Here is a 21414-nt window from a genome sequence, read left to right on the forward strand (position 1 = left end):
GAACGTTGTTGCACTGAGCCATGCCGACGTCGGCGTGTCGCTGCCGATCCGCTTCGATGAGGAGCATAAGGACTCGCAGACGGCCCTAATAGCTCGAATCGCCGTCGATTGAACGAAGAAAGCCTTTTGTTGTGTTGCTGATGCCTACGAAGGTTTTTTTCATTCCGCCAATGAGACCAGGGGCTATGTTTCTCCCGCGCGATTGAGAAAGCGTCATTGACACCAGCATGGGAACCGACGACGACCCGGTCCAAAGGGTGAATCTGTTTTAGCAGGAATTTGCCCCGCGTAAACACGATCTCGATGCATGTCAGACGCTTTCAGCCCGGCTTGCCGACGAGAATGACACGCGTCGTACTATGCGGACCTGCGGCATTGGGAGGCGAGATTTCGCTCGCAATCAACAATTTTAGGTTCTTGAACGTGATGCAATGTGAACCGTGGCCAGCCACACAAAGTCGGGTTCAACGCCGTCTCATGCGCCGCGGGTATTGACGCACTCGGCTGGTACCACGAAAAGTACGACTAGGCCCTCCAGCGGACTGATCCTATCTTCAGGGTCGCGATCCGAATTGATTGGGCGTAGGGGCGGAGGTCTGTTTTCGGGAAGTCGCACACTGATCTCTTTCAACCGGCCTAGGCGCAGCTCGGAGAGTCGTGTATGGCGGCACAGCTGGTCGACGGCGAAAAACGAGCACAAGCACTATTTCAGTAGCATCCGCAACTATCGAAGCCCGGCAATTCGCAGCCCCTCTACATAGAGGGCACGGTGCTTGTCGTGAACGATCGGATGAAATTTTTCTACCCATTGGAGCGACAGGGACGGTTGAAGGCGCTTGGCCTCCGAAAGCGCATGAACCGCGATGTCCAGTTCACCGGCCATACCAGCGGCCGTCGCATACGTCCGCCATGCCGACCCGAAATGGGGGCGGAGTTCCACCGCCCTACATTCGCATTCGACCGCGTCTGCATACCGTCCGGCCATGAAATGACATAACCCAAGAATGGAGAAGTTCGCCGCATAGGTATGGTCGCGAGGACTTAGCCTTCCCGCAATTTCAAGGTGGTTGAGCCCGTCGGCTGGCATTCCGCCATATCCGTAAGTTGAGCCCAGGATCGAATGCGCAAACGCGAAGCTCGGGTTTAGCTCGATTGCTTCATTTAGTTCTCTCACAGCAGAGTCGAAGCCTCGCGAAACCATGTGGACAAACCCTGCCGCTAAATGAGTCCACGGGTCCTCGGGGTCGCGTTGGATCGCCCGCTGCGCGAGGGCGCGAGAGGTGGGCAGAATGTCCACTGCGTTGGCCCACCCTGACAGAACGCGGGCCGCGTGAGCCCACGCCAACAGGCTGTTAGCGCGGGGATAGTTAGGATCGAGGTCCGTAGCCTGCTTCAAAAATCCTTGTGCAATCTCGATTTCGGTCGCCGAACTCCAGGTCCAGACATATGGCATCGCCTTCATGACGAATCCCCAAGCGTCAAGACTGTTGGGGGAACTGCTCTGAAAGCGTTGCTGTTCCGCCGTATAGAGCCGCGGCTCGATCGCGGCGATGACACTCTCGGCAATCTGATCCTGAAGCGCGAAGAATTCCGACAACTCTACATCGTATCGTTCAGCCCACACTTGGACGCCGGTCGATGTGTCACTGACTTGCGCGCCTATCCGGAGGCGATGCCCTGAGCGCCTTACACTTCCGTCGAGCACATACCGAACGCCAAGCTCTCGACCGACTTGTTTGACGTCGACTGCTTTTCCCTTGTAAGTGAACAGAGAGTTGCGGGCTGACACGAAGAGCCAACGAAGACGCGACAGCCGAGTAATGATGTCCTCGGCAAGGCCATCGGCGAAGTATTCCTGCTCCGGGTCGCCGCCCATGTTCTGAAATGGCAGAACAGCAATCGAAGGCTTGTCCGGTAGCGCCAAGTTTTCGGAGGACCCGGCCGACGCAGCCGCTTCGGATTTTGGCACTGTATCGCGCAAACGTAGACCATAGGTCCGCACAGGGCGTGCGATATTTTTGAGCTCCTTTTCGCCCAGATCGACAAATTCTTCCTTCATTTTGTCGCGCACCTGTTCGTAAGCGGCGGCCGATAAACAGATGCCGTTCGGCTCAGCGACACTTTCTAGACGGGCGGCAATATTGACACCATCGCCCATCAGGTCGCCGTCGCTCTCCTCGACAACATCGCAGAGATGAATGCCGACGCGAAATTCAATGCGTCGCCCAGGCGGTACGCCAGCGTTGCGCTCGACCATACCGTTCTGCATTTCGATTGCACAACGCACGGCGTCAACAACGCTCCGGAACTCTACGAGGGTCCCGTCGCCCGTGAGCTTCACGACGCGCCCCCTGTGCACGGCGATGGTGGGATTGATGAGATCGCTCCGGAGCGCTCGGAGTCGCGCCAGCGTTCGATCTTCGTCCGACGCCGCCAGCCGGCTATATCCGACCACATCGGCGACCAGGATCGCCGCAAGCTTCCGAGTCTCGCTCACTTTGTCCACTCCTGTCGATTAATCGACATAGCACAGACTGATCTACAGAACCCCCGTTTTCCAAGGCGACTTTCGAAAGCCTGAATTCCGAGACAGCCTCAAATACAGCTGTGCGGGACCTGGATTGAAAGTGAATTACGCTGCAGGTGGCGGTTGCGCCAGGTACGGACGTTCATTTCATCGGCGTCTAAGGTCCGCCTCGCACCACCAGCTGTCGTTGGCGCTGTCTGCTTCAGGGCGGCGGCAAAGCTGACCTCTACGCCCGACATGAGGCGCTTTGCGGACTTAGCTGAGCAATGATGGTGTGCGTGCCATCGCGCCGGCCGCCCATAAGCGACCCTTCCGCGCCAGATCAGTCGATGCTTGAAGCTGGCATTCGCTGCATGAAAGCGGCGTCGAGCATGGTCAGAAAGGCGCGCACCGCGGGGTTGGCGCGTCGGCTTGCCGGCCAGAGCACGGTGACGTTATTTCGCTCGATAGCGAACGTGGACAGCACCGGGACCAGATCGCCGCGCTTCACATAGGGAGCCGCCATGAAGGAGGCGCCTATGCCTATCCCGCCACCGGCTGCCAGCATGATGAGCACGGCATCGCTGGCATCGGCGACCACACCGGCATTGGGCACGATCTCGATTTCGCGGTCGCCAATCCGGAAGGGCCAGCGAAAGGTCTGGCCTGTGCTCTGATACCGAAGGTTGACGGTTTCGTGCCCTCCCAGCTCATCCGGATGGGTCGGGGTGCCGCGTTCCTCGAGATAGGCTGGCGAGGCGAAGCAGCAAAGCCGATGGGGTGCGAGCTTCCGTGATAGTAGCCGGGTGTCAGCCAGATCACCGATGCGTATGGCGACATCGATCCCTTCCTCAATCATGTCCACTATCTGGTCACCCAGCCTGAGATCGACGACCAGGTTAGGGTGGAGCCGACGGAAAGCCGGTAAAGCCGGAGCGATCAGGTGGAGTCCGATCGGCAGCGACGCGGCCACGCGCAACGTGCCCGATGGTTCGGAGCGCGCGGTCATTGCTGCCTGCTCGATTTCCTCCGCCTCGCGTAGCAGACGCAGCGCGCGCTCATGCAGGTCGCGCCCTTCGGGCGTGAAGGTGAGCGAGCGCGTCGTACGCGTAAACAGCGAGACCCCCAAATGCCGCTCGAGCCGCTGAACGCTCTTGCTGACGGCCGACGGGGAAATCGACAGCGCGCGCGCCGCTGCCGTGTAGCTGCCCAGCGATCCGGCACGCGCGAAGGCGATGATGCCAGTGAGCCGATCCAAAGTGATATGTTCCGCCATGGCACTACTTAAGCGCCATCGGCACCGATTATCAACCGGCAGTGATGCCGCTAGATTCGCTCCAACAACATGAGCGGAGATTTGACCAATGAGCGACAAGATGAAGGCAGTCCGTCTGCACGCATTCGGTGGTCCCGAGGTGCTGGTGTACGAAGACGCGCCGAGGCCGGATGTGAAGCCCGGCGAGGTGCTTGTCCGCGTCCAGGCGGCAGGGCTTAATCCGCCCGACTGGTATCTGCGGGACGGCTATCGCGCACTGCCGCCAGAATGGCGACCGAACGCATCCTTCCCACTGATTCTTGGCACGGACGTGTCGGGCGTCATTGAAGCGGTTGGCGCCGACGTCGCTGAGTTCAGCATCGGCGACGAGGTCTATGCAATGGTTCGCTTTCCCGATGACCTAATGACGGGTAGCAATGCCTATGCGCATTATGTCAGTGTGCCGGCATCGCATGTTGCGTTGAAACCAGCCGGCATCGACCATATTCATGCGGCCGGCGCGCCGATGTCGCTTCTGACGGCATGGCAGTTCTTGATCGAACTTGGCCACGACGAGCCGAATCCGTTCCAGCCCTTCCGGCATGAGCCGGTGCCCCTCGACGGCAAGACGGTGCTCATCAACGGTGCCGGAGGCGGTGTCGGGCATCTGGCCGTCCAGTTGGCGAAATGGCGGGGCGCTCGCGTCATCGCGGTGGCATCGGCCAAGAACGAGGCGCTGATGCGCGATCTCGGCGTGGATCAGTTCATCGACTACAAGACAACCGGGGCGGAAGATGTCGTCCGAGACGTCGACCTTGTCCTCGACGCGGTGGGCGGCGCGGACATGGAGCGCTTCTTCCATGTTCTGAAGCCGGGTGGCGCGCTGTTCCTGGTCAACCCGCTGGGCTTCGCTGGTCACGAGGAGACAGAGAAGCTGGGGATCACGGTCTCAACTACACAGGTTCGATCCACTGGCGCGCAGTTGGCAAAAGCCGCCCACCTGCTCGACGACGGGATTGTGCGTGTCGTCATCGACAGCACATTCCCGCTGGCCGAGGCATCGCGCGCACATGAGCGCGCCGCCGACGGCAGTATTCAAGGCAAGATCGTGCTGGCCGTCTGATTTGTTGCTGTCAGCCGCCCGATCGTCGGAAGTGCAGACGGCCGAGCGGGATCCACCAAGGTTAGCCATGATGCTGATTGTTACCGGTTATATGTACGTCGAGCCCTCGTCGGTCGCCGAGTTTGTCCAGGATCTCCAGAACCTCGCCATCGCTACGCGGCAGCGGGACGGAAATCTTTCCTATGACTCGGCTGTGGACGATCCGCTTGCCGGCCGCCTCCTGATCGCCGAACGGTGGAGAGACCAGGCCGCACTCACTGCACATCTCCATGCTACCGACACGATGGCGTTCGTTGGTCGATGGGGCGACACCATTACGGGTGAAATTCTCAAGTACGACGTCCTGAGCGAACGTGGCTTGATGGACGAGTAGCAAAGTACGCCGGCGAGCGTAGAGCGGCAGTCGGATCGTCTGCAGATCTGCGCTCGCAACCGGGGCACGTGGACGGCAGCTATCGACAGCGCTTCTCTTGTCCTGATAGCTGCCGGACCGTTCACCACACACGGCAGACCTTGCCGGCTCAGGAGCAGACGTTCGCCCCCTTCCAATGTTGAGCCTCCGCGTTGGAAATTGAAAGTGCGGCCGGTCGAGTCGCGCCCCTCTCAGTGCTCAGACTGTCGCAACTCACCAAGCAGCGTCTTGGCCAAGCGCAGGTCGGGCGTCTCAAAGCCCTCCGTAAACCAGCCACAGACTGGCGACAGCGTGTCAAAGGCCCTCTGGGGTTCGCCACGCGCAGCCCAGAGCTGAGCGCGGGCAGTGCTAGCCCGCAGTTCAAGCATCTTTGCGCCCTGAGCGACGGCGATTTCGATTGCCTGCTTGAAGGCAGAATCGGCTTGACTGCGGGCCTGGTCACTAGGGTCAAGAAGCAATAGTTCGCCGCGCTCGCGTTCGAGCTCTGCATCGCACCAGCTCTCCAGAGTTCTCTCAGCGATCTGCGCCGCTTCGGCTACACATCTGAGCCCGGAGGCACGTCTTCCAGCCTTACGATGAATGGCGGCCAGCAGGCAAAGATAGTGCGGCATTCGTACGAGGGCCCCGGTCTTCTCGAATTCGACCAATGCCGCCTCATAAACCGCAAGCCCTTCTTCGAACGGGGCTTGCTCTGCTATGACCCATGCCCGCACTAGCGCGCTCCATGCCCCGTAGTAGTCGAACCGATACTCCTGGCAGAGGCCGCGCGCCTCCTCAGCGATCCTAAGCGCCGCCTCCGGCTCGCGTCGGAACTGATGCATCATTGCGAGGTAATCGAGCGCAATCGCCAAACTGAAGGGGTGTGCGAGTTCCCGTGCGATTGCGAGCCCTTCCTTGGCGGTTTGCAGGGCGCGGTCGGGAAAGCCGAGATGCCAGTCGCAATGGCCGATATATGAGCGGCTGAAAACACCCAAATTGATACCATATACCTCCGAATGAAAACGGCCGCGATAGTCGCCAACTTCCATGCTTTGCTGAATCCAATCGCGAGCGGCCTGAAATGTGCCGAGATGGAATGTCGGTGCTCCGGCGAAATAGTAAGCTTCGACGAGCACAGCAGGGTCACCAATTCGACGCGCAAGGGCGATCGCCTCGTCGATCAACTGCGGAACTTCGCGGAAATTTGCGCGCACGTGATAGACATATCCAAGCCCTCGTATCGCGGTGAAGAGATCCGCGTCGTTGCCAAGCTCCCGGCTCAATTGCTGGGCGCGTTGGTAGACTGCCTCAGCTTCGTTTGATGCAAACCCCTTAGTGGCCAGCAATGGGCCGCCGAGCGCCAGTTGCAGTGACAGCTCCAATTGCGCATGCAGTTCGTCGATAGGTAGCGACGCAAGGCTTGCGAGCCCCGATCGCAGATGTGCGATTGCTTCCACGTTAGCCGAGCGGGCGGCCGCCAAACGGCCCGCCAGCAACCAGTATCCGACCGCCTTCTCAAGGAGTCCTGCCTCCTGGAAATGATGGGCGACGAGCTCGGGCCTAGCCTCGATCGTTTGCGGAAAATCTCTTTCAAGCGCGTTGGCAATCCTCGCATGCAATTCCTGGCGGCGCCGGCGCAGCAAGCTTTGATAAGCAGCGTCACGCACCAGCGCATGCCTGAAAATGTAGGTTGCCGCCGGCGGAACACCGCGGCGAAAAACCAGCTCCGCCGCGACCAAACGATCCAGCGCAGTTGTCAACTCGGCCCCCGGCAGTGGGACAACCGTCGCGAGCAGCTCGTGCTCGAACTCTCGGCCAATACAGGCACCGATCTGGGCTACTTCTTTCACTGAGGAGAGCCGGTCGATACGCGCCATTAGTGAGTCGTGCAGCGTTGCAGGTATCGCCAGCAGCGGGAGGGGGCCGTCGAGAACGTAGCGATCGCCAGCATCCCGGAGCAATCCGGATTCGAGCACGACTTTAGTCAGTTCCTCGGTGAAGAGCGGTACGCCCTCCGTCCTCGCCAAGATCTGGTCGAGCACTTCCCGAGGGAGCGCTTTGCCGCCAGTGACCCTCTCGACAAGCGATCGGGCTTGCGCTTGCGCCAGACGGTTCAGCGTAAGCAGCATGACATGTGGGAAACCAATCCAGGGTGGCGGCACGTCGGGGCGAAACGTCGCGACGAACAGCACCGGCAGACGCTGAAGGCGCTCGACCATTTGATCGAAAAGCTCCCGCGAAGTCGGATCTAGCCAGTGCACGTCTTCCAGCATCACCAGCACCGGGCCGCCCGCTGTCAGCCGCTCGATCTGCGCGAGAAAAGCCCGGAAAAGAAGGCCCTTCCTCTCCAGCGGCGCCATCGCCGCCAGTACGTGCCCCGAGCCGTTCGCAATTCCGAGCAAGTCAGCAAAGAGCGCCACTGACAGGGTCGGCTCTGTAGCCGTTTCCTGCAGCAGCGATTTAAGCTTTTCGAGCCTTACCTCTGAGGCATCATCTGGCGAAAATCCCAATGCTCGCTCGAGCTGCGTAACAAACGGGAAGAGCGCGCTGTTCGTATGGTGCGGCGAGCAAGCATAGCTAAGCGATGCCTTCGACTCTCCCTGCAGCCGTTCGCGCAGCGCAAGGACTAGCCGCGACTTGCCGATGCCCGGCTCGCCTGAAATGAGCGCCACCTGCCCGGCCCCCTCCTTTACTTGCCGCCAGCGCGACAGCACGAGGTCAAGCTCCTCTGCGCGGCCGACGAGCGGGGTGAGCTGCGTGCCGTGCAGCGCTTCAAATCGACTTTCCGCCCGTCCCTCGCCGATCACCCTCCAGGCCGGCACTGGTTGGGAGAAGCCCTTGAGCGCCGATGGGGTTAAGGAAACGAGTTCGAACAAGTCGCCGAGAAGCCGCCGGGTGGTGTCGGCGATTATCACAGCGCCGGGCTCGGCCAAACTCTGAAGCCGCGCCGCGAGATTGGGCGTCTCGCCCGCTATGCCTCGCTCCTGCGCCTCGCCTGCGCCGACAAGGTCCCCGACCACCACCAGCCCGGTAGCAATGCCAACACGCGCGCTGAGATGATCGCCCACCGCCATCAGTTCTGAAACGCCCTCGACCAAAGCGAGCCCTGCCCGCACCGCCCGCTCAGCGTCGTTCTCATGGGCCTGCGGGTAGCCAAAATAGATGAGCGCGCCATCGCCCAGGTTCTTGGCCAAGAATCCCCCGTGCCGTCCGGCGACGTCCCCGACGCGTGCGTGATAAACCTGCAGCAATTCCTGCAAGTCCTCAGGGTCGAGCCGGGCGGAGAGAGCCGTCGATCCAACGAGGTCACAAAACATCACCGTGAGGTGTCGTCGCTCTGCCCGATCGGGGATCTTTGGGCCTGCCGCCACGGGCCGCACTGCCTCGAGCGCGCTAACCGCGTCAAGAATCTTCCGCCGGTGGCCGACCGCCGAAACACCAATCTCCTTCAGGTCGTCCGCCGTTAGGCGGGGCAAGACATCGAGGTCGATCCCGTTGTCACGAAACGCCTGCTCATAAGACTGCAGGCCGAGGTCGCGTAGCCATTGTCCGATGTCCAAGTCGCCTCCGTGCGCCCTCCGCTAGACGGTTCGAATGCAGTCCGTCGTCTGCTACGCTTGCGGCGTGACGTTCTGGTTCAGCCGGAAGAGATTGTCCGGATCGTATTTGGCCTTCAGTGACGCTAAGCGCACGTGATTGCCGCCGTAAGCCCCCGCTATTCTGTCTGTTTCATCTTCCGGCATGAAATTGACGTAGACACCACCGGTCGCGTCCGGCGCGGTCGCCGCAAAGAGTTCGCGAGCCCATTTGATGCAAGCCTTTTCGTCGCTGCGGTCTCGCCACCTTGTGTGTACATTCATCACAAAGTTAGCATCGCGATGAGGATAAGCGCTTGCGTCGGTGGCCACGCGGCTGCTGGCGCCGCCGAGTTGGGCGATGAAGATCTCGCATTCCCCCGTGGGCAACGTCCAGACCGCCTCGACCACTGTGTCAAGCAGTCCGTCGCTGAGAGCGGTGAAGTTGTGTGACTTCCAGTAATTGAAGGCCCCAGGTGTGAGCAGCGGATCGAATGCAGACTGCCACGCTGCGTAGGGCTGCACGCCGATCACGTCGGCGATCGGCTCGCCGAGCGCGCGAAGCGGCGCCAACGCGCTCTCCGCCTTCCCTGGATCGCCAGCGTAGCAGACGGCGAAGACCAGTATCTCCTTACCATGTACCTCGGCCGGCAGGAACGGCAGGGGCGGCGCTTTGCGCAATACCACCCAGACGGTGAGGTCGTCGGGAGCGGCCGCCGCCACCTTGCTGTAGCCGGCCAGAAGCTCCCGAGCGCGGGCAAATGGGTGAACGATTAGTCCCGACGTTAGATCGGGACCGAACGATGTTACCACTCCGAAATTGCCGCCACCACCGCGAATGGCCCAGAAAAGGTCGCCGTTCTCCGCCGCGCTTGCCTGAACGAGAGCGCCGTCAGCGGTTACCACATCCGCGGAGATCAGATTGTCTACCGTGAATCCGAATTTACGACTCAGCCACCCGAAGCCGCCGCCAAGTGTGAGCCCGGCGACCCCCGTCGTCGAGTTGATGCCCAGCGGCGTAGCAAGACCGAAGGCCTGCGCCTCCTTGTCGAACTCAGCGAGCGTAACGCCCGGCTCCACTCGCGCCGTTCGGTTTTTCGGATCGACACGGACGGAGCGCATTGGCGACAAGTCGATCAAGAGACCCCTCTCGCAGACCGCATTTCCGGCAATGTTGTGGCCTCCGCCGCGCACCGCGACAAGTAAACCGTTGTCGCGGGCGAGGCGCACTGCCTGGATCACGTCACTTGCGCCGTGGCAGCGCACTACCGCGCTTGGCCGCCGGTCGATCATGGCATTCCAGATCGTACGCGCCTCGTGGTAACCGGCTTCGTCTTTCAGGCATAAGGTGCCACGAAGCTGCGGTCGTAGCGCTGTTAGAGTTTCGGTTGAAAGGGCGACCGTCCCCCCCTTTAGGTTGGTGAATTGAACCTCGGTCATGCAGCCACCCCTCCCCATACTCAATGAGCGCGTGAGCCGGGTGGCCCCTTCTCATCTCTTCTTTCGCGAATAGTATCGGAAATGGCATCAGCACGCGAATCGATATGTCTGGGAAGAATGTAATGTCTGCGGTGGTCAAAGCAGGCCAGCCACGTCGAGCGGGCCAAAGGGCGTGATGATTGCTCCCCCGAAGAACCGCTTCTCTTGGTCGTCGGCGACGCGGACACAGTGACGGGGCACGGGCGCGGTGTCGTCATCGAACGCCTTCAGGAGGCCGAGACCAAACGCGGTCTGTTGGGCGACGGCCTGCACCAGCTCATCGATCTCCTCGGGGTTGAGGTTCTCGCCATCGGTCTCCGGTCGAGGGCCTAGAGGAAAGGGCCGCGCGGAGGATTGGCGAGGCCCCAGCGCGACATCATTGCCCATCCCTTCACCTGCTTGGATTGCGACGTCGTTCGCAGGCCGGGGCGCACCCTCTTTGCACGCGCACACCTCTGATTTGGTCATCGGCGGTCTTCATCGGGCCGGCATACCCCCACGCGTCGCGTTGCTCTTCTGATGGGAGCCCTTGGCTTCTCCGATCGCCAGTTCACCGGGCCGAGCGCAGATCCAGTGGGGCATCTCGGCTTGCGAACGCGGCTTGCGACTGATCTGCCAGCTCGGCGAGAGATGGAAATGGTCGCCATCGATCGCAGCGAACCAGACGAAATCATGATGCACTTGCAGGTAGGCATGCGCGAAGAAGCGGCCGAACAGTTCCGGAGGAGCGGCGCACTTCCGTGCCGCTACCAGCCTGTTCAGACTCCAATGAGGGCAGAACCCCTCGCCGTCCCCAGGCCCTCACGGACGAACGCGGATGATCGTCTTCCCCGTGCGCCGCTCGGTCGAGTTGAATGCGGCGACGGCGTCATCGAGGGTCGAGACGTTGCCGATGTTTGTCCGTAGCCGCCCGTCCCGCACCCGCTGGACGATCTCACTCAGTTGGGCACGATCGGACTCGACAACGAAGTCGATCGCCAGGCCGTCGGCGGGCCGCACCTCGACCGACCCGACAATGGACACCAGCGTTCCTCCAGATCGAACCAGGCCCGCGGACCGCTTCCCGATGTCGCCGCCGATGATATCGAACACCAGATCGACGCCGCCGACGTCTTCCAGGGCGTCGTTCTCGAGGTCGACGAACTCCTTCACGCCGAAGTCGAGCGCCTTCTGACGGTCGGCAGAGCGTCCGGTGCCAATGACGTAGGCGCCGGCCTCTCGTGCGAGTAGCGTTACCATCGAACCGACTGCGCCGGCCGCACCGTGCACGAGGACGCTCTGCCCCGCCTGAAGGCGGCCGTGCTGAAACAGTCCCTGCCACGCAGTCAGGCCCGAGATTGGCAGGCTCGCGCCAACCGTGAAGTCGACGTCGCCCGGCAGTGGCGCGAGGTTGCGTGCTTCCATGGCTACATACTCCGCCAGGGTGCCGTCACGATACCAGTCCGCGAGGCCGAAGACCCGCTGCCCGACCGACAGCCCCGTGGTGCCATAGCCGAGGGCGGTGACTACACCGGCCAACTCGTGCCCGGGGATCGATGGCGTCCGCTCACGATCGACACGATCGGTCCAGGTCGAGGGCCACGTCAGCTCAGTCGGAACAAACCCTGACGCATGAACCTGAACGATGACGTCGTTTATCGCTGCCTGCGGCTCGGGCCGCTTGGCCAGCTTCATCCCGGCCGTTCCCGCGGCCTGATCCGTTACTACGATTGCCTTCATCGGAATTGTCTCCTCGCTAATATGTCACGCGTCGATGGCCCAGTAGATATGTCCGGCTCTGGTCATGAAACAGGACAAAGATTGGCGGGAATGATGGTACCATTGCGCAGCCGATGTACGTGGGTCCAAGGCAGACACTAACCAGTTGCCCGCGATCAATGTAGACCTTGACGGGTGGAGCATCTGGTCCCCGTCGGGCGGAACGGGCCGATTGTTTGGCCTGACGCGGCCATTTTTCGTCCACCCTATCGTTCCGGCATTCCTGCCCGGCGCAGGCTCTCAATGTGCGGCGCAAGGCGCGAGTGGTGGGCGTGATGCTAGCCGCGTTCGATACTGCGGATGGTGACGCCTGGTGACAATGGCGCGGTAGCGGGCCGGTTGCCGCTCGGCCCCTTGCGCCCGACCGAGGCGGATGAGCGCATTCGGCGACCGGCAGGTGCGCTCCGGCATAGCCGAGCCCCGACGCCGCACGCCTCCGAGACCTCCCCACATCTGCCGGTCTGCTCGTCTACTCGCGTGGCAGGCTGAGGGGGAAAAAGAATGAGCGGGGGCCGGTGCGCACGCCGCCCAGGCCGTCCTGAATCCAGGTGGTGCACTGTCCGCAGATGATGTTGGAGGCGACGCCGCGATAGGGAACGAACGCGCCTCCCGATCCGGAGATGACGGTGCCTTCGGCATGCGTGTGTTCGAGTATGGAAACGATGTAACCCTGCGACTTGATCCAGGCTTCGGTCGCCGGCAGGAAGCCGGCACGAGATGTCGCGACAGCGATGCTGCCATCGCGTCCGACCGCTACGGCGATGGTTTGCTGGGTGGTCTTGGCGCTTTCCAGCGCCTCGACGTTTCTCATGATCGAGACGAGCTTGGCGTCTTCTGCGGCAAAGGCGGAAATCTCCGCCCAGCCGCGGATGTTCCAGATCAGCGGCAGGACTAGCGCAACGCGGCCGACGGTCTTACTCTCATCGTTTGAATCGCCGCCCGTCTCCTGATGCACCGCCGCGCGCAAATCCGCCTTGCCGCCCGAGACGGTGCGCACGCCATCGACCAGCCCGAGCGGATCGGCCTGGTCGATAAGGCCGTTGATGATGCCGTTCAGCATCTCGTTCCTTGTATGGTTGATCGTGAAGAAGGAATTGTCCGTGAAGGGAATGTGGATGGGCTGGTCATTGTCGATCGCCGCATTGAGGGCCGTATTGCGGTCGAGCGGCAGCACACCTGCGGCTCCCGCATGAGTCGCCTGGGATCCAGCGGTGGGGGGCGGTGTCGGAGGAGCGGGCGGTGGCGGTGGCGGTGGCGTGCCATTGATATAGGCCGGATCCATATGCACGACGCCATTGGCGTCGGTATAGGGGTCGAGGCCGTTGCGATCGAGATTGCCGATCGGATTGCCCGCAGCATAGGCGTAGGCATTGCCGTCGGGATCTAGCGCGTGAACCGACAAGGGGTCGGGGCTGAGGAACCGGCCGAGATAGGGAGAATAGAACCGGGTCCCAAAGTCGAGAAGTCCAGACTCGGGATCCTCGGTCTTGCCGATGAAGCGGCGCGTATTGCGGTAGGATCCCCAGCGCTGCGGACGATAATCGCTGTCGGTCGCGCCAAACGGCAAATAGGTGGTCCGCTCGACGACCTCGCTCGTCCCACCATCGATGGTCACGGTGGGTGAACCGAGCGCGTCCGGGATGTGGAAGAAGACGTGCAGCTGCTGCGCGGAGGAGAGCTTTGGCAAACTACCAACGGCGTCGTAGCGGATCGAGGCGATATTTGAGAGGCGCACCTCTTCATTGTCCGCGCCGATCTGGAAGTCGTCGGACAGAACTGTGGCACCGCTGATGTGCAAGGTCCCCAGCGGATCGAGATCGTAGTGTGTGGCCCCAGTCCTGGGGGCCAGTCCGGAAAGAACGCGCTGGCCCAGGCTGTAGCCATTGCGGCGGTCCCATGTCGGCGTATCGTCGGGGACACCCGACCCGAGGAGCGGGATGCCGCCAGGCAGGAAGTCCCAGCGGCGCGAGCGTTCGAGTTGACCCACTTCGTCCCAATCGAAGGCGAAGAGGTGGGAGCACGTGACGACCGTCGACGCACAGTCGCTTCGGCGCGTCACATACAATCGCGTGACATTTCCCGACCGGTCGTACTGCGCGGACGTCGCCGCGGCCTCGGTCAGCTGGTCGGAGACCGCGGCGGGCGTACCGAGAGTTGTGGCGCCCAGCGATCGGTCGAACGGAAGGTTGAGATCGTCGGTCGATTGGCTGAGATTGCCCTGCGCATCGAACGCAAAGCTCAGTGATTTGGCGCGGCTGGCCGCCTTGCGCGTTGGAAACTGGAACGCGCTTTCACCCGCCTCCTCGGCGCCGAATGGATTGCTCCAGCTTCCTCCGCTTGTGTAGGCGATACCAGCGGACAACAGGCGCCCCAGATCATCGTACGCGTATTGTCGGAAGCGTTGCGGGTCGGCACCGCTGGGCCAGATGGACGCGCTCAGATCGTCAATGGCAGTGGGCCGGTTCAGCACATCGAACGAATAGACGTGGTGCAACAGATCAGTCTGCGTCGTCGTGCCATCAGGCTGGCTGTAGTCCCCGGGCGGCCGCATCCAGATGAACGGCGCGGATCGGGAGACGGCATAGTCGGAAAGCCGTCCGATGGGGTCGTACTGGAACTTCGCCTCGGTCGTGGCGATATCGCCATAACGCAGATGCGTGATCATATCGGTCGGCGCCCATTCGATATTGTCCAGAATGGTGCCGAATGAGCTACCTATGGTAGAGATCAAACCCCGCGGGAGATGAGCGAAGGTGAACCGGCTCGTCCCGCCCACCGACAGCTCCGGCGTCCGAGCGCCGGTGGTGATCATCGTCAACCGCTCGCCCAGATCATAGTCGGAGCGCTGCAGGAAGGGCAGCGAGTACGTGCCCGCCGGTGCGCCGGGAACGGCCAGCGCGCGGCTCAGGCTGCGCAACCGGCTGCGATTGTCGTAGCCCATGCGCGAGCGCGCGCCGCGGTCGCGGATTTCGGTGAGCTTGCCGAGGGCCAGTCCGGTCGCGGATTGGAAGGTCCCGTCGGACGCGACGGGCACGGGATACTGATCGTATGTGTAGGCGACCTCGAAGCCGTCACTGGAGGTGCCGGTGACCGGCGAATAGGGCGCATGCTGCCTTTCGCAGGGTGAATAATCCTCACCCCTGAGCCGGCCGAGACCATCATAGAACAGATTTTCGCCGCAGCCACGCGCGTCGCTGGTGCCGACCAGCCGCCCCGTATCGTCCCAACCATAGGTGAAGGCACCGCTGTTGGGATTGCTCTGCCGAACGAGCCGGCCCAGCGTATCGAACTCACGCGTGGTGATGGTGCGTAGGCTTCCGCCGCTGCCGCGCGCGACGGCTTTCTCCTCGCCGGTCGCCGTGTAGGTCAGCTCCGTCTCGATGGACGCCGATCCCTGCTGCTCGAGCGACTTGACGATTCGCCCGAACCCATCGTGCTCGATGAGAGTTCGTCCGTCCGTGCCGGCGATCTGCGCAGCATTGGAGATAATGGTCTCATAGGGTTCATAAGCGTAGCGCAGCACGCGGTCGCCATTTCGAAACACCGCGTCCAGCCGGCCGTATGAATCCTCGAACGTCTCGAGTTTCAGCGTGCCGCTGGCCGGGCTCAGCGTGAATGTGCCGGGAACAGCGAGGATCGTGGCGACATTGGAGAGGAACGGCTGATAGCGCGTCGCGATGCGCCCCGACCCGTTCCGCTGCACCCAGTCCCTCACCAGCAGCGAGTTCGTGTCGATAAGCTGAATCTTGGCGATGTGTTCCCCAAGGGCGTTGACGACGTCGACGGCCCCCAGCGTGTCGGTCCCGACATGCTGAAGCGTCGAGACCATGCTGAACGCCTTGTTGTCGGCATAGGTGAAGTTGAAGGTTTCGACCGTCTGACCGGCGGACGCGCCATCGGGAAGCGGCAACTCGACCTTTTGAGGACGACCGAACGTCTCGTAGATGATCGACGTGGTTTCCCCGGCCGGTCCCACTGAGCGAGACAACAAGCCGAAGGCGCGTTCATAGGCCGTGATCTGTTCAAGCGCCCTGCCTTCGCATCCGGCGTAATACTGCCGGGCGGTAGCAACGAACTGGCGGAAGGGCGTGTCATAGGCATAACCGGTGCACCCACCGGGGTCGCCCGGCAATTGCTGGCGCACCAGACCGCCATAAGTTTGGTCGTAGCTGCTGGTGAGCAGCCGATGCCAGCCGGCGCCCGTCGTAAGGCCAGTGGGCAACGGAGCGACCGCCGCGCCATTGACATGATGGCGATTGAGCTGCGGGTAGGCGGCATTGAGCCAGCCTTCGATGGAGGCGATATCGCCCTGCGACGTGTAGCCGATCCGCTTCTTGCGGAGGGTCTGGTAGCCGTGATCCTGCGCCTTGTCGGTAGTGGTGGTGATCGCTTCGTCAAAGCAGATCCAAAGCTCCCGGTCGCAGCGCATCGGCCCGGGAATATCGCCGCCACTGCCGCTGGGGCTGCCATGCCAGGTGACGAGGACCGGATCAGGGCCGGCGGGGCTGCTGACGCCGGTGTTCACGCCGTCGCGCACCCGGCCAAGCCGCCGGCTCTTGATCAGATTCCCAAGATTGTCGTAGCTCGCCGTTTCGGCAACGGGGACGACGCCGTTCTGCGTCGGCGAGTGCACGCGAACATCGCCGCCGCCTCCCTGTTCCTCTAGCCCGGGACCGAACGGGCCCTTGGGCGTATAGACGCGTGTCTCGCGCCCGACGAGGAACGCCGTTCGCACGTCGCGCTCGCGGTCCCGTTGGAACAGAACGCGGTTCTCGTAGGACATGTCGGTGGAGGAGAGCACCTCCTGCGGCTTGTAGGGATCGGTGCCCGCAACAATACGTTCGATGCGGATCGGCAGGCCGGTGCGCGGTCCCTCGGGATCGTTGTCGCTGCCACCAAGGCATTGCTGCGTGATAGTCGGCTGTTGGCAGGGGCCAAACCAATAGGTCGTACGGGTGACGGCATATTCGTCGCCAGTCTGCACGTCGACCTGGCGGAAGCCGAGGAACGAACGCGTCCAGCTGTCATAGGCAGGATCGCGATAGGTGTAGACCTTGCGTCTGCTGAAGCGGATCGGATCGGCAACCGTCTCGGTCGGCGCCACGTCATTGTGCGTGCGAATCGTGTCGACGACCAAAGCCGGCGTCGGCACGACAGTCTTCCATGGCGTGCTGGCGCGCGCCATCAACTGCGCCAGACTCGCATACTTGATGTCGGTGATTGCACCGACGCCATTGCTGACCCGGGTGAGCAAACCGAGGCGGGGCGAGCCGAAATCGCTTATGGAGAGGATGGGCTCAAACTGCGTGACCGCAGCGCCGGCCGGCGTCATCAGCACCATCTCGTCGACGCCATTGCCATCCATGTCGGCAAAATCGACGCGGTGAGCCCCAAAGAGCGTCGAGCCATGAACGTCATCCACCATCCGGCTGACGACGCAGGGCACCGGGGCCGGCGCGGTGGCGCAGCGGAAGGTGTGGCCATCGACGTTGATCCAGAGCTGAACCAAGCCCGACAGCTGCGGATTGGTGTCGTCGCGAAACATCACGATATCGGCAAGACCATCGCCGTTGACGTCGCGGAGGTAGCGCTCGAAGCGCGGGTTCCAGGCTACACCTGTGACGTTCCACGGCGCCGCGTCGGGTGTGGTTGCAAGATATTCGTCTCCGCTGCAGCCCAGCGGCTCGCGCGCGGGGTCGCAGCGGAAATTGCCGCGTCCGTCGCCCGGCCTGACCACAAGCGGACCGACCGGCGGGAAATACGCCAGGTCGGTGAGGCCATCGGCGTTCACGTCGGTGTAGAAGAACCGCGTTCCAGCCGGGGCGCGAGTGCTCGGAACGAGGGCGTTGTTATTGCCTGGTGAGACGAACGGCACCTGGGCCGGTCCGGCACCGCCCCCGGCAAAGCGTTCGCCCTCTGCGTACTGGCGCGTATAGAGGGGTGTCGTATTGTCGAGATATCCGTTGAAGGTCGAGCCGGTGGCGCTGCCCAGCTGATCGACGAGACCGTCGCCGTCGATATCGGCGAACCAGCGCGGTCCGCTGACCCCATCCTCCTTGCCCAGTATGCCCGTATTCTTCGGCCACGCCTGTAGATCGAACGATCCAGGCTCCCAACGCCAGCCGGGCGTCGTATCCGGCTTGTCGCAAAACGCCGCCTCGGCCGGCACGCGTGTGGCTCGGAACGGCCGGAAGCTGGCTTCGCCGCCTCCCCAGATGAGCGGGCTGTCGCCGAAATTGCCGAGGATCGTCGGCGCGCCCTGTCCGGCAAGGAAGCTGGCGAGGCGCGGCCTGTTGGACGGTGGAAGGCCTTCGCGGATGAACCACGGCAAGGTGCCGCGCGCCCCACCGCCCCCATCCATGCATTGATAAGTGAACTCGGGTTGAATCGACGCACTGGTGTTGAGCCAGCCCATCATCGGGCGCGTGCTTCGGATGACACGTTCGCTGGTGGCGTTGACACATTCGAGTTGCGACGGCAGACCATTGGTGGGGAACCGGACGCGAACATACCCGGCCTTACCGAAGCACACCGCTTCGGCCTCCCAGCTTTGTACGAGGTCGGGCAATCCATCGCGGTTGAAATCCACAACCGCAGCGCTGTTGATATAGGGCAGAACGCCGTTCCGCTGGGCGATGCCGGGATCGGCGCCGTTCACTTTCGAAATGGTGCCGCCGAAGCTACCGGGATTATAGCCGGGATTATCGGTCGACGTGCCGCCATAGGCGTCGCCTCCCGGCTTTTGGTAGGTGAAGGTGGTGAGTGGCAGATAGGGACAGTTGATCAGCCGGGGGAGATCGCCGTCGTCCGTCTCCCGATAGCCGCAGCGCCCCTGCATCCCGATGGCTTGCAGGAACGAATGCTGGAACAGCGGCGCCTGCTCGCTATACTGGAGCGGTACGGTACGCGGTTGCATGTAGACGAGATTGTAGAGCCGGATGACGTCGCGCGTTCCTGTGGCCTCCCAGCTAGCACTGGTGACGCCGACCGCCGACAAGTTCAGGTCGGGGGTGGACTTGAGGCGACTCGCATATGAGATGGTCCTGAAATCGGGGATTGTCCAGCCGAGTTGGGTGTGATGCGCGAAGTGGCGGACATCGAGCGTTCCGTCGGCGCGCGGCGTGTCCCAGATGTCGGTGAGGTAGAGCAAGCCGCGCTTGCCATAAACCCGCCAGCGATAGACGACCGCGTTCTGGGGGCGCGCCGCCTCGAATTGGCGCACGAGGCGCCAGCGCACAATGGTGTTGCCATCGGTCTCGTAGGCGGCGCCCGCGAGATTGGCCATGTGCAATGGCCGTCCGAACTCCTGGATGACGCCGCCCTTGAGCTGGACACGCCAGGTCGCCCGATCGGGACTGAGGAAGTAGCGACTGAAGCTGCGGTCGTTCTGCTCGCGATAGTAGATCCAACCCGCACCTCCGGGTTGTGCCCAACTCGGGATCAGCAAGTCGGGTTCGCATGGGGGAACATCGACATTTGGACCACCGGTCGTACAGATCGCGACGAGCGGCCGGCCATCGATCGCGAAGCGCTCTCGCGATGCGGCGCCGCCGCTGCCTCTCTCGGGCCAGCCAGACAGAGGCCGGTTTTCGATCTTGGGTACATCGAGCCCCCAGGCAAAGCCCGCCTCCGCGTCGCCGGCCGAAGAGCGATAGGTGATCGACAAGCGCGGCTGAGCGAGTCCGCGCGCCTGCGGCAACTCGAAACTGTAGGTGTAATTGAGCGTTCCGCGGGCACTATCGACACTGGCATCGTTCCCCGGCGTCGTGAACACGCCCGTTGCCGGTCCAGTGAAGCTCGCGACCGGGTCGGCGAGGGCGACGCCGGCTGTTGAAAACGTAAGGAGAAGACCGAAACCGTAACCGACCAGAGGACGAAAGCGAATAAAATTTATTGAAAACAGCATCGCAAGGTCTCCGCACGCCCTAGCAAAGCCCTTCCGGCTGACACGGTCAACTGTATCGGACTGTTTCAACAATATCGGCGCGAAGCTGACAGGCCGTTTAGGGACCGGAACCGGAATATCGGGCTTCTAAAGCCGATGGCAGAAAGCGGATACGCTGTGGCGGCATTTGGGGGCACGTTCCTTCTCTTGATTATTGCCTGTGAGCTGTGCGCGAAAATCGGGAATGGAAGGGCCGGAGGCAGGAAGCACGGCCTCAGGCCGAGGCGCTAATCAAGCGCGTCGGCAATGATCCCGAAAAGCTCAAAACGGCGGCAGCGAAACTAAAGAATTAGTCGGGCGTTGGACGGCGGAAAACGCTGTTTCGTCTCTGCGTATGGTTTAGGTCAGAGTGGTCGAGCCAACGTCTGGTAAGGCAATCAATGCGTCGAGCGCTAGTCAAGCGAAGTCGCCCGCTCGTGACGAGGTCACCTTTGCGCCGCCCGCTTTCCGGCCGGTCTAGCTTGCAACGCTCGTGGACACGGTCCCTGGCGGCGATCGTTGGATCCATGAGATAAGTACGACGGCTATCGTATTCTCGTTGCCGTCGGCGGTGGCGAGGCGCGAGCCTACACAGATCTGGTCTGGACTGGTCTAGCCGTTTTCCCTCGATCCTCTCCGAAGCTCGCCAGCTCAAGGTGCGCTCCGCCCTGATTGACGGCGAGGCCGTGGTTGTCGATGCGGAAGGAAGATCTAACTTCCAGGCGCTTCAAAATGCATTGAAGAGTGCCCCGACGACTATCGACTTTTATGCGTTCGATCTGCTGCAGCTCGACGGCGAGGATCTGACAAGTCTTTCTCTTCTTGAGCGCAAGGCGAAGCTGGAGGCGATCTTGCCTGCGAAAAATCCGGTCCTTCGTTACTCCGACCATATCCTCGGCCGCGGAGAAGAGCTGCTCGATTGCTTCTGCACAGCCGGCCTTGAGGGCGTCAGTCGGGGCAGCGGGAATAGGTACGATCGGCTCGGTCGACGATGACAAGGTAGAGCGCTCCAATCTTCAGCGACAGATCCTGCACACCGATGAAAGTCGAGTCTGCAAAGGAGGGCTCGATGGGCTCGCGGCGCCGTGGTGGCAAACGAGTTGTCAGCTGCGGGATGGCAAGTGCTTCAAAGCGCCACGCCGTTCGTCAGTTATTCGTTGGGCCAGTAGGCTGGCAGCCGTTCGGGCGCATGCGGGCTGCCATATCAGCAAGGTCCATCCTGCCGATCGGCCCGAGGCGGTGCAGCCCACCTGAAAGAGCTTGGATGAGCCCACAAGAGATACGCGCGCGGCCAATTCAATGCCGGCGGCGCGGTCCTGGTCGCGGCGCAGAGTGTCGCGACGACAATTGTTCATGGCTCAATCCTGCGACGCAGGAGCCATGATTCGTGGCGCTGGGTTGCG

The 21414-nt window shown here is 62.2% G+C and carries 11 protein-coding genes; 4 read left to right on the plus strand and 7 right to left on the minus strand.

Annotated features, from left to right (window positions below; genetic code table 11):
• Positions 1-724: 724 nt before the first annotated feature.
• Together NKH49_RS30265 and NKH49_RS30270 are read right to left on the minus strand one after the other, a co-directional pair.
• Positions 725-2497: an adenylate/guanylate cyclase domain-containing protein gene (locus NKH49_RS30265; protein ID WP_352929126.1), complete on the minus strand. Its 1773-nt coding sequence runs from the start codon at positions 2495-2497 to the stop codon at positions 725-727.
• A 352-nt stretch (positions 2498-2849) separates the two neighbouring features.
• Positions 2850-3782 carry a LysR family transcriptional regulator gene (locus NKH49_RS30270; protein WP_352929128.1) on the minus strand — a complete coding sequence of 311 codons (933 nt, stop codon included), beginning with the start codon at positions 3780-3782 and terminating at the stop codon, positions 2850-2852.
• A gap of 88 nt (positions 3783-3870) precedes the next feature.
• Between NKH49_RS30270 and NKH49_RS30275 the strand changes: the two genes are divergently transcribed.
• Together NKH49_RS30275 and NKH49_RS30280 are read left to right on the plus strand one after the other, a co-directional pair.
• The gene (locus tag NKH49_RS30275) at positions 3871-4884 is read left to right on the plus strand and encodes an NADP-dependent oxidoreductase (RefSeq protein WP_352929130.1); all 1014 of its coding nucleotides are present in this window, start codon (positions 3871-3873) and stop codon (positions 4882-4884) included.
• 67 nt (positions 4885-4951) lie between these two features.
• A complete protein-coding gene (locus tag NKH49_RS30280; RefSeq protein WP_352929132.1) occupies positions 4952-5257 on the plus strand; it encodes a putative quinol monooxygenase in 306 nt (101 codons plus the stop codon).
• Between the two features lie 230 nt (positions 5258-5487).
• Here the strand turns inward: NKH49_RS30280 and NKH49_RS30285 are convergent, their stop codons facing one another.
• The 5 genes from NKH49_RS30285 to NKH49_RS30305 all read right to left on the minus strand — a co-directional run bounded on the left by NKH49_RS30285 (position 5488) and on the right by NKH49_RS30305 (position 19786).
• Positions 5488-8835 carry an AAA family ATPase gene (locus NKH49_RS30285; RefSeq protein WP_352929134.1) on the minus strand — a complete coding sequence of 1116 codons (3348 nt, stop codon included), beginning with the start codon at positions 8833-8835 and terminating at the stop codon, positions 5488-5490.
• A gap of 51 nt (positions 8836-8886) precedes the next feature.
• A complete protein-coding gene (locus tag NKH49_RS30290) occupies positions 8887-10290 on the minus strand; it encodes an FAD-binding oxidoreductase (RefSeq protein WP_352929135.1) in 1404 nt (467 codons plus the stop codon).
• 135 nt (positions 10291-10425) lie between these two features.
• On the minus strand, positions 10426-10797 hold the full coding sequence (locus tag NKH49_RS30295; protein ID WP_352929137.1) for a hypothetical protein: 372 nt from the start codon (positions 10795-10797) through the stop codon (positions 10426-10428).
• A 333-nt stretch (positions 10798-11130) separates the two neighbouring features.
• Positions 11131-12048 carry an NADP-dependent oxidoreductase gene (locus NKH49_RS30300; RefSeq protein WP_352929139.1) on the minus strand — a complete coding sequence of 306 codons (918 nt, stop codon included), beginning with the start codon at positions 12046-12048 and terminating at the stop codon, positions 11131-11133.
• A 508-nt stretch (positions 12049-12556) separates the two neighbouring features.
• Complete coding sequence (locus tag NKH49_RS30305) at positions 12557-19786, minus strand: RHS repeat-associated core domain-containing protein (protein ID WP_352929141.1); 7230 nt, start codon at positions 19784-19786, stop codon at positions 12557-12559.
• Positions 19787-20640: 854 nt separating this feature from the next.
• On the opposite strand from NKH49_RS30305, the gene NKH49_RS30310 reads away from it, so the two are divergent.
• On the plus strand, positions 20641-21006 hold the full coding sequence (locus tag NKH49_RS30310) for an ATP-dependent DNA ligase (protein WP_502907966.1): 366 nt from the start codon (positions 20641-20643) through the stop codon (positions 21004-21006).
• Positions 20951-21265 carry a ThiF family adenylyltransferase gene (locus tag NKH49_RS35010; protein WP_502907964.1) on the plus strand — a complete coding sequence of 105 codons (315 nt, stop codon included), beginning with the start codon at positions 20951-20953 and terminating at the stop codon, positions 21263-21265. Before NKH49_RS30310 ends, NKH49_RS35010 begins: the two co-directional genes overlap by 56 nt.
• Positions 21266-21414: the final 149 nt, after the last annotated feature.

This window comes from Mesorhizobium sp. M1088, from assembly GCF_040318575.1.
Classification (GTDB): domain Bacteria; phylum Pseudomonadota; class Alphaproteobacteria; order Rhizobiales; family Rhizobiaceae; genus Mesorhizobium.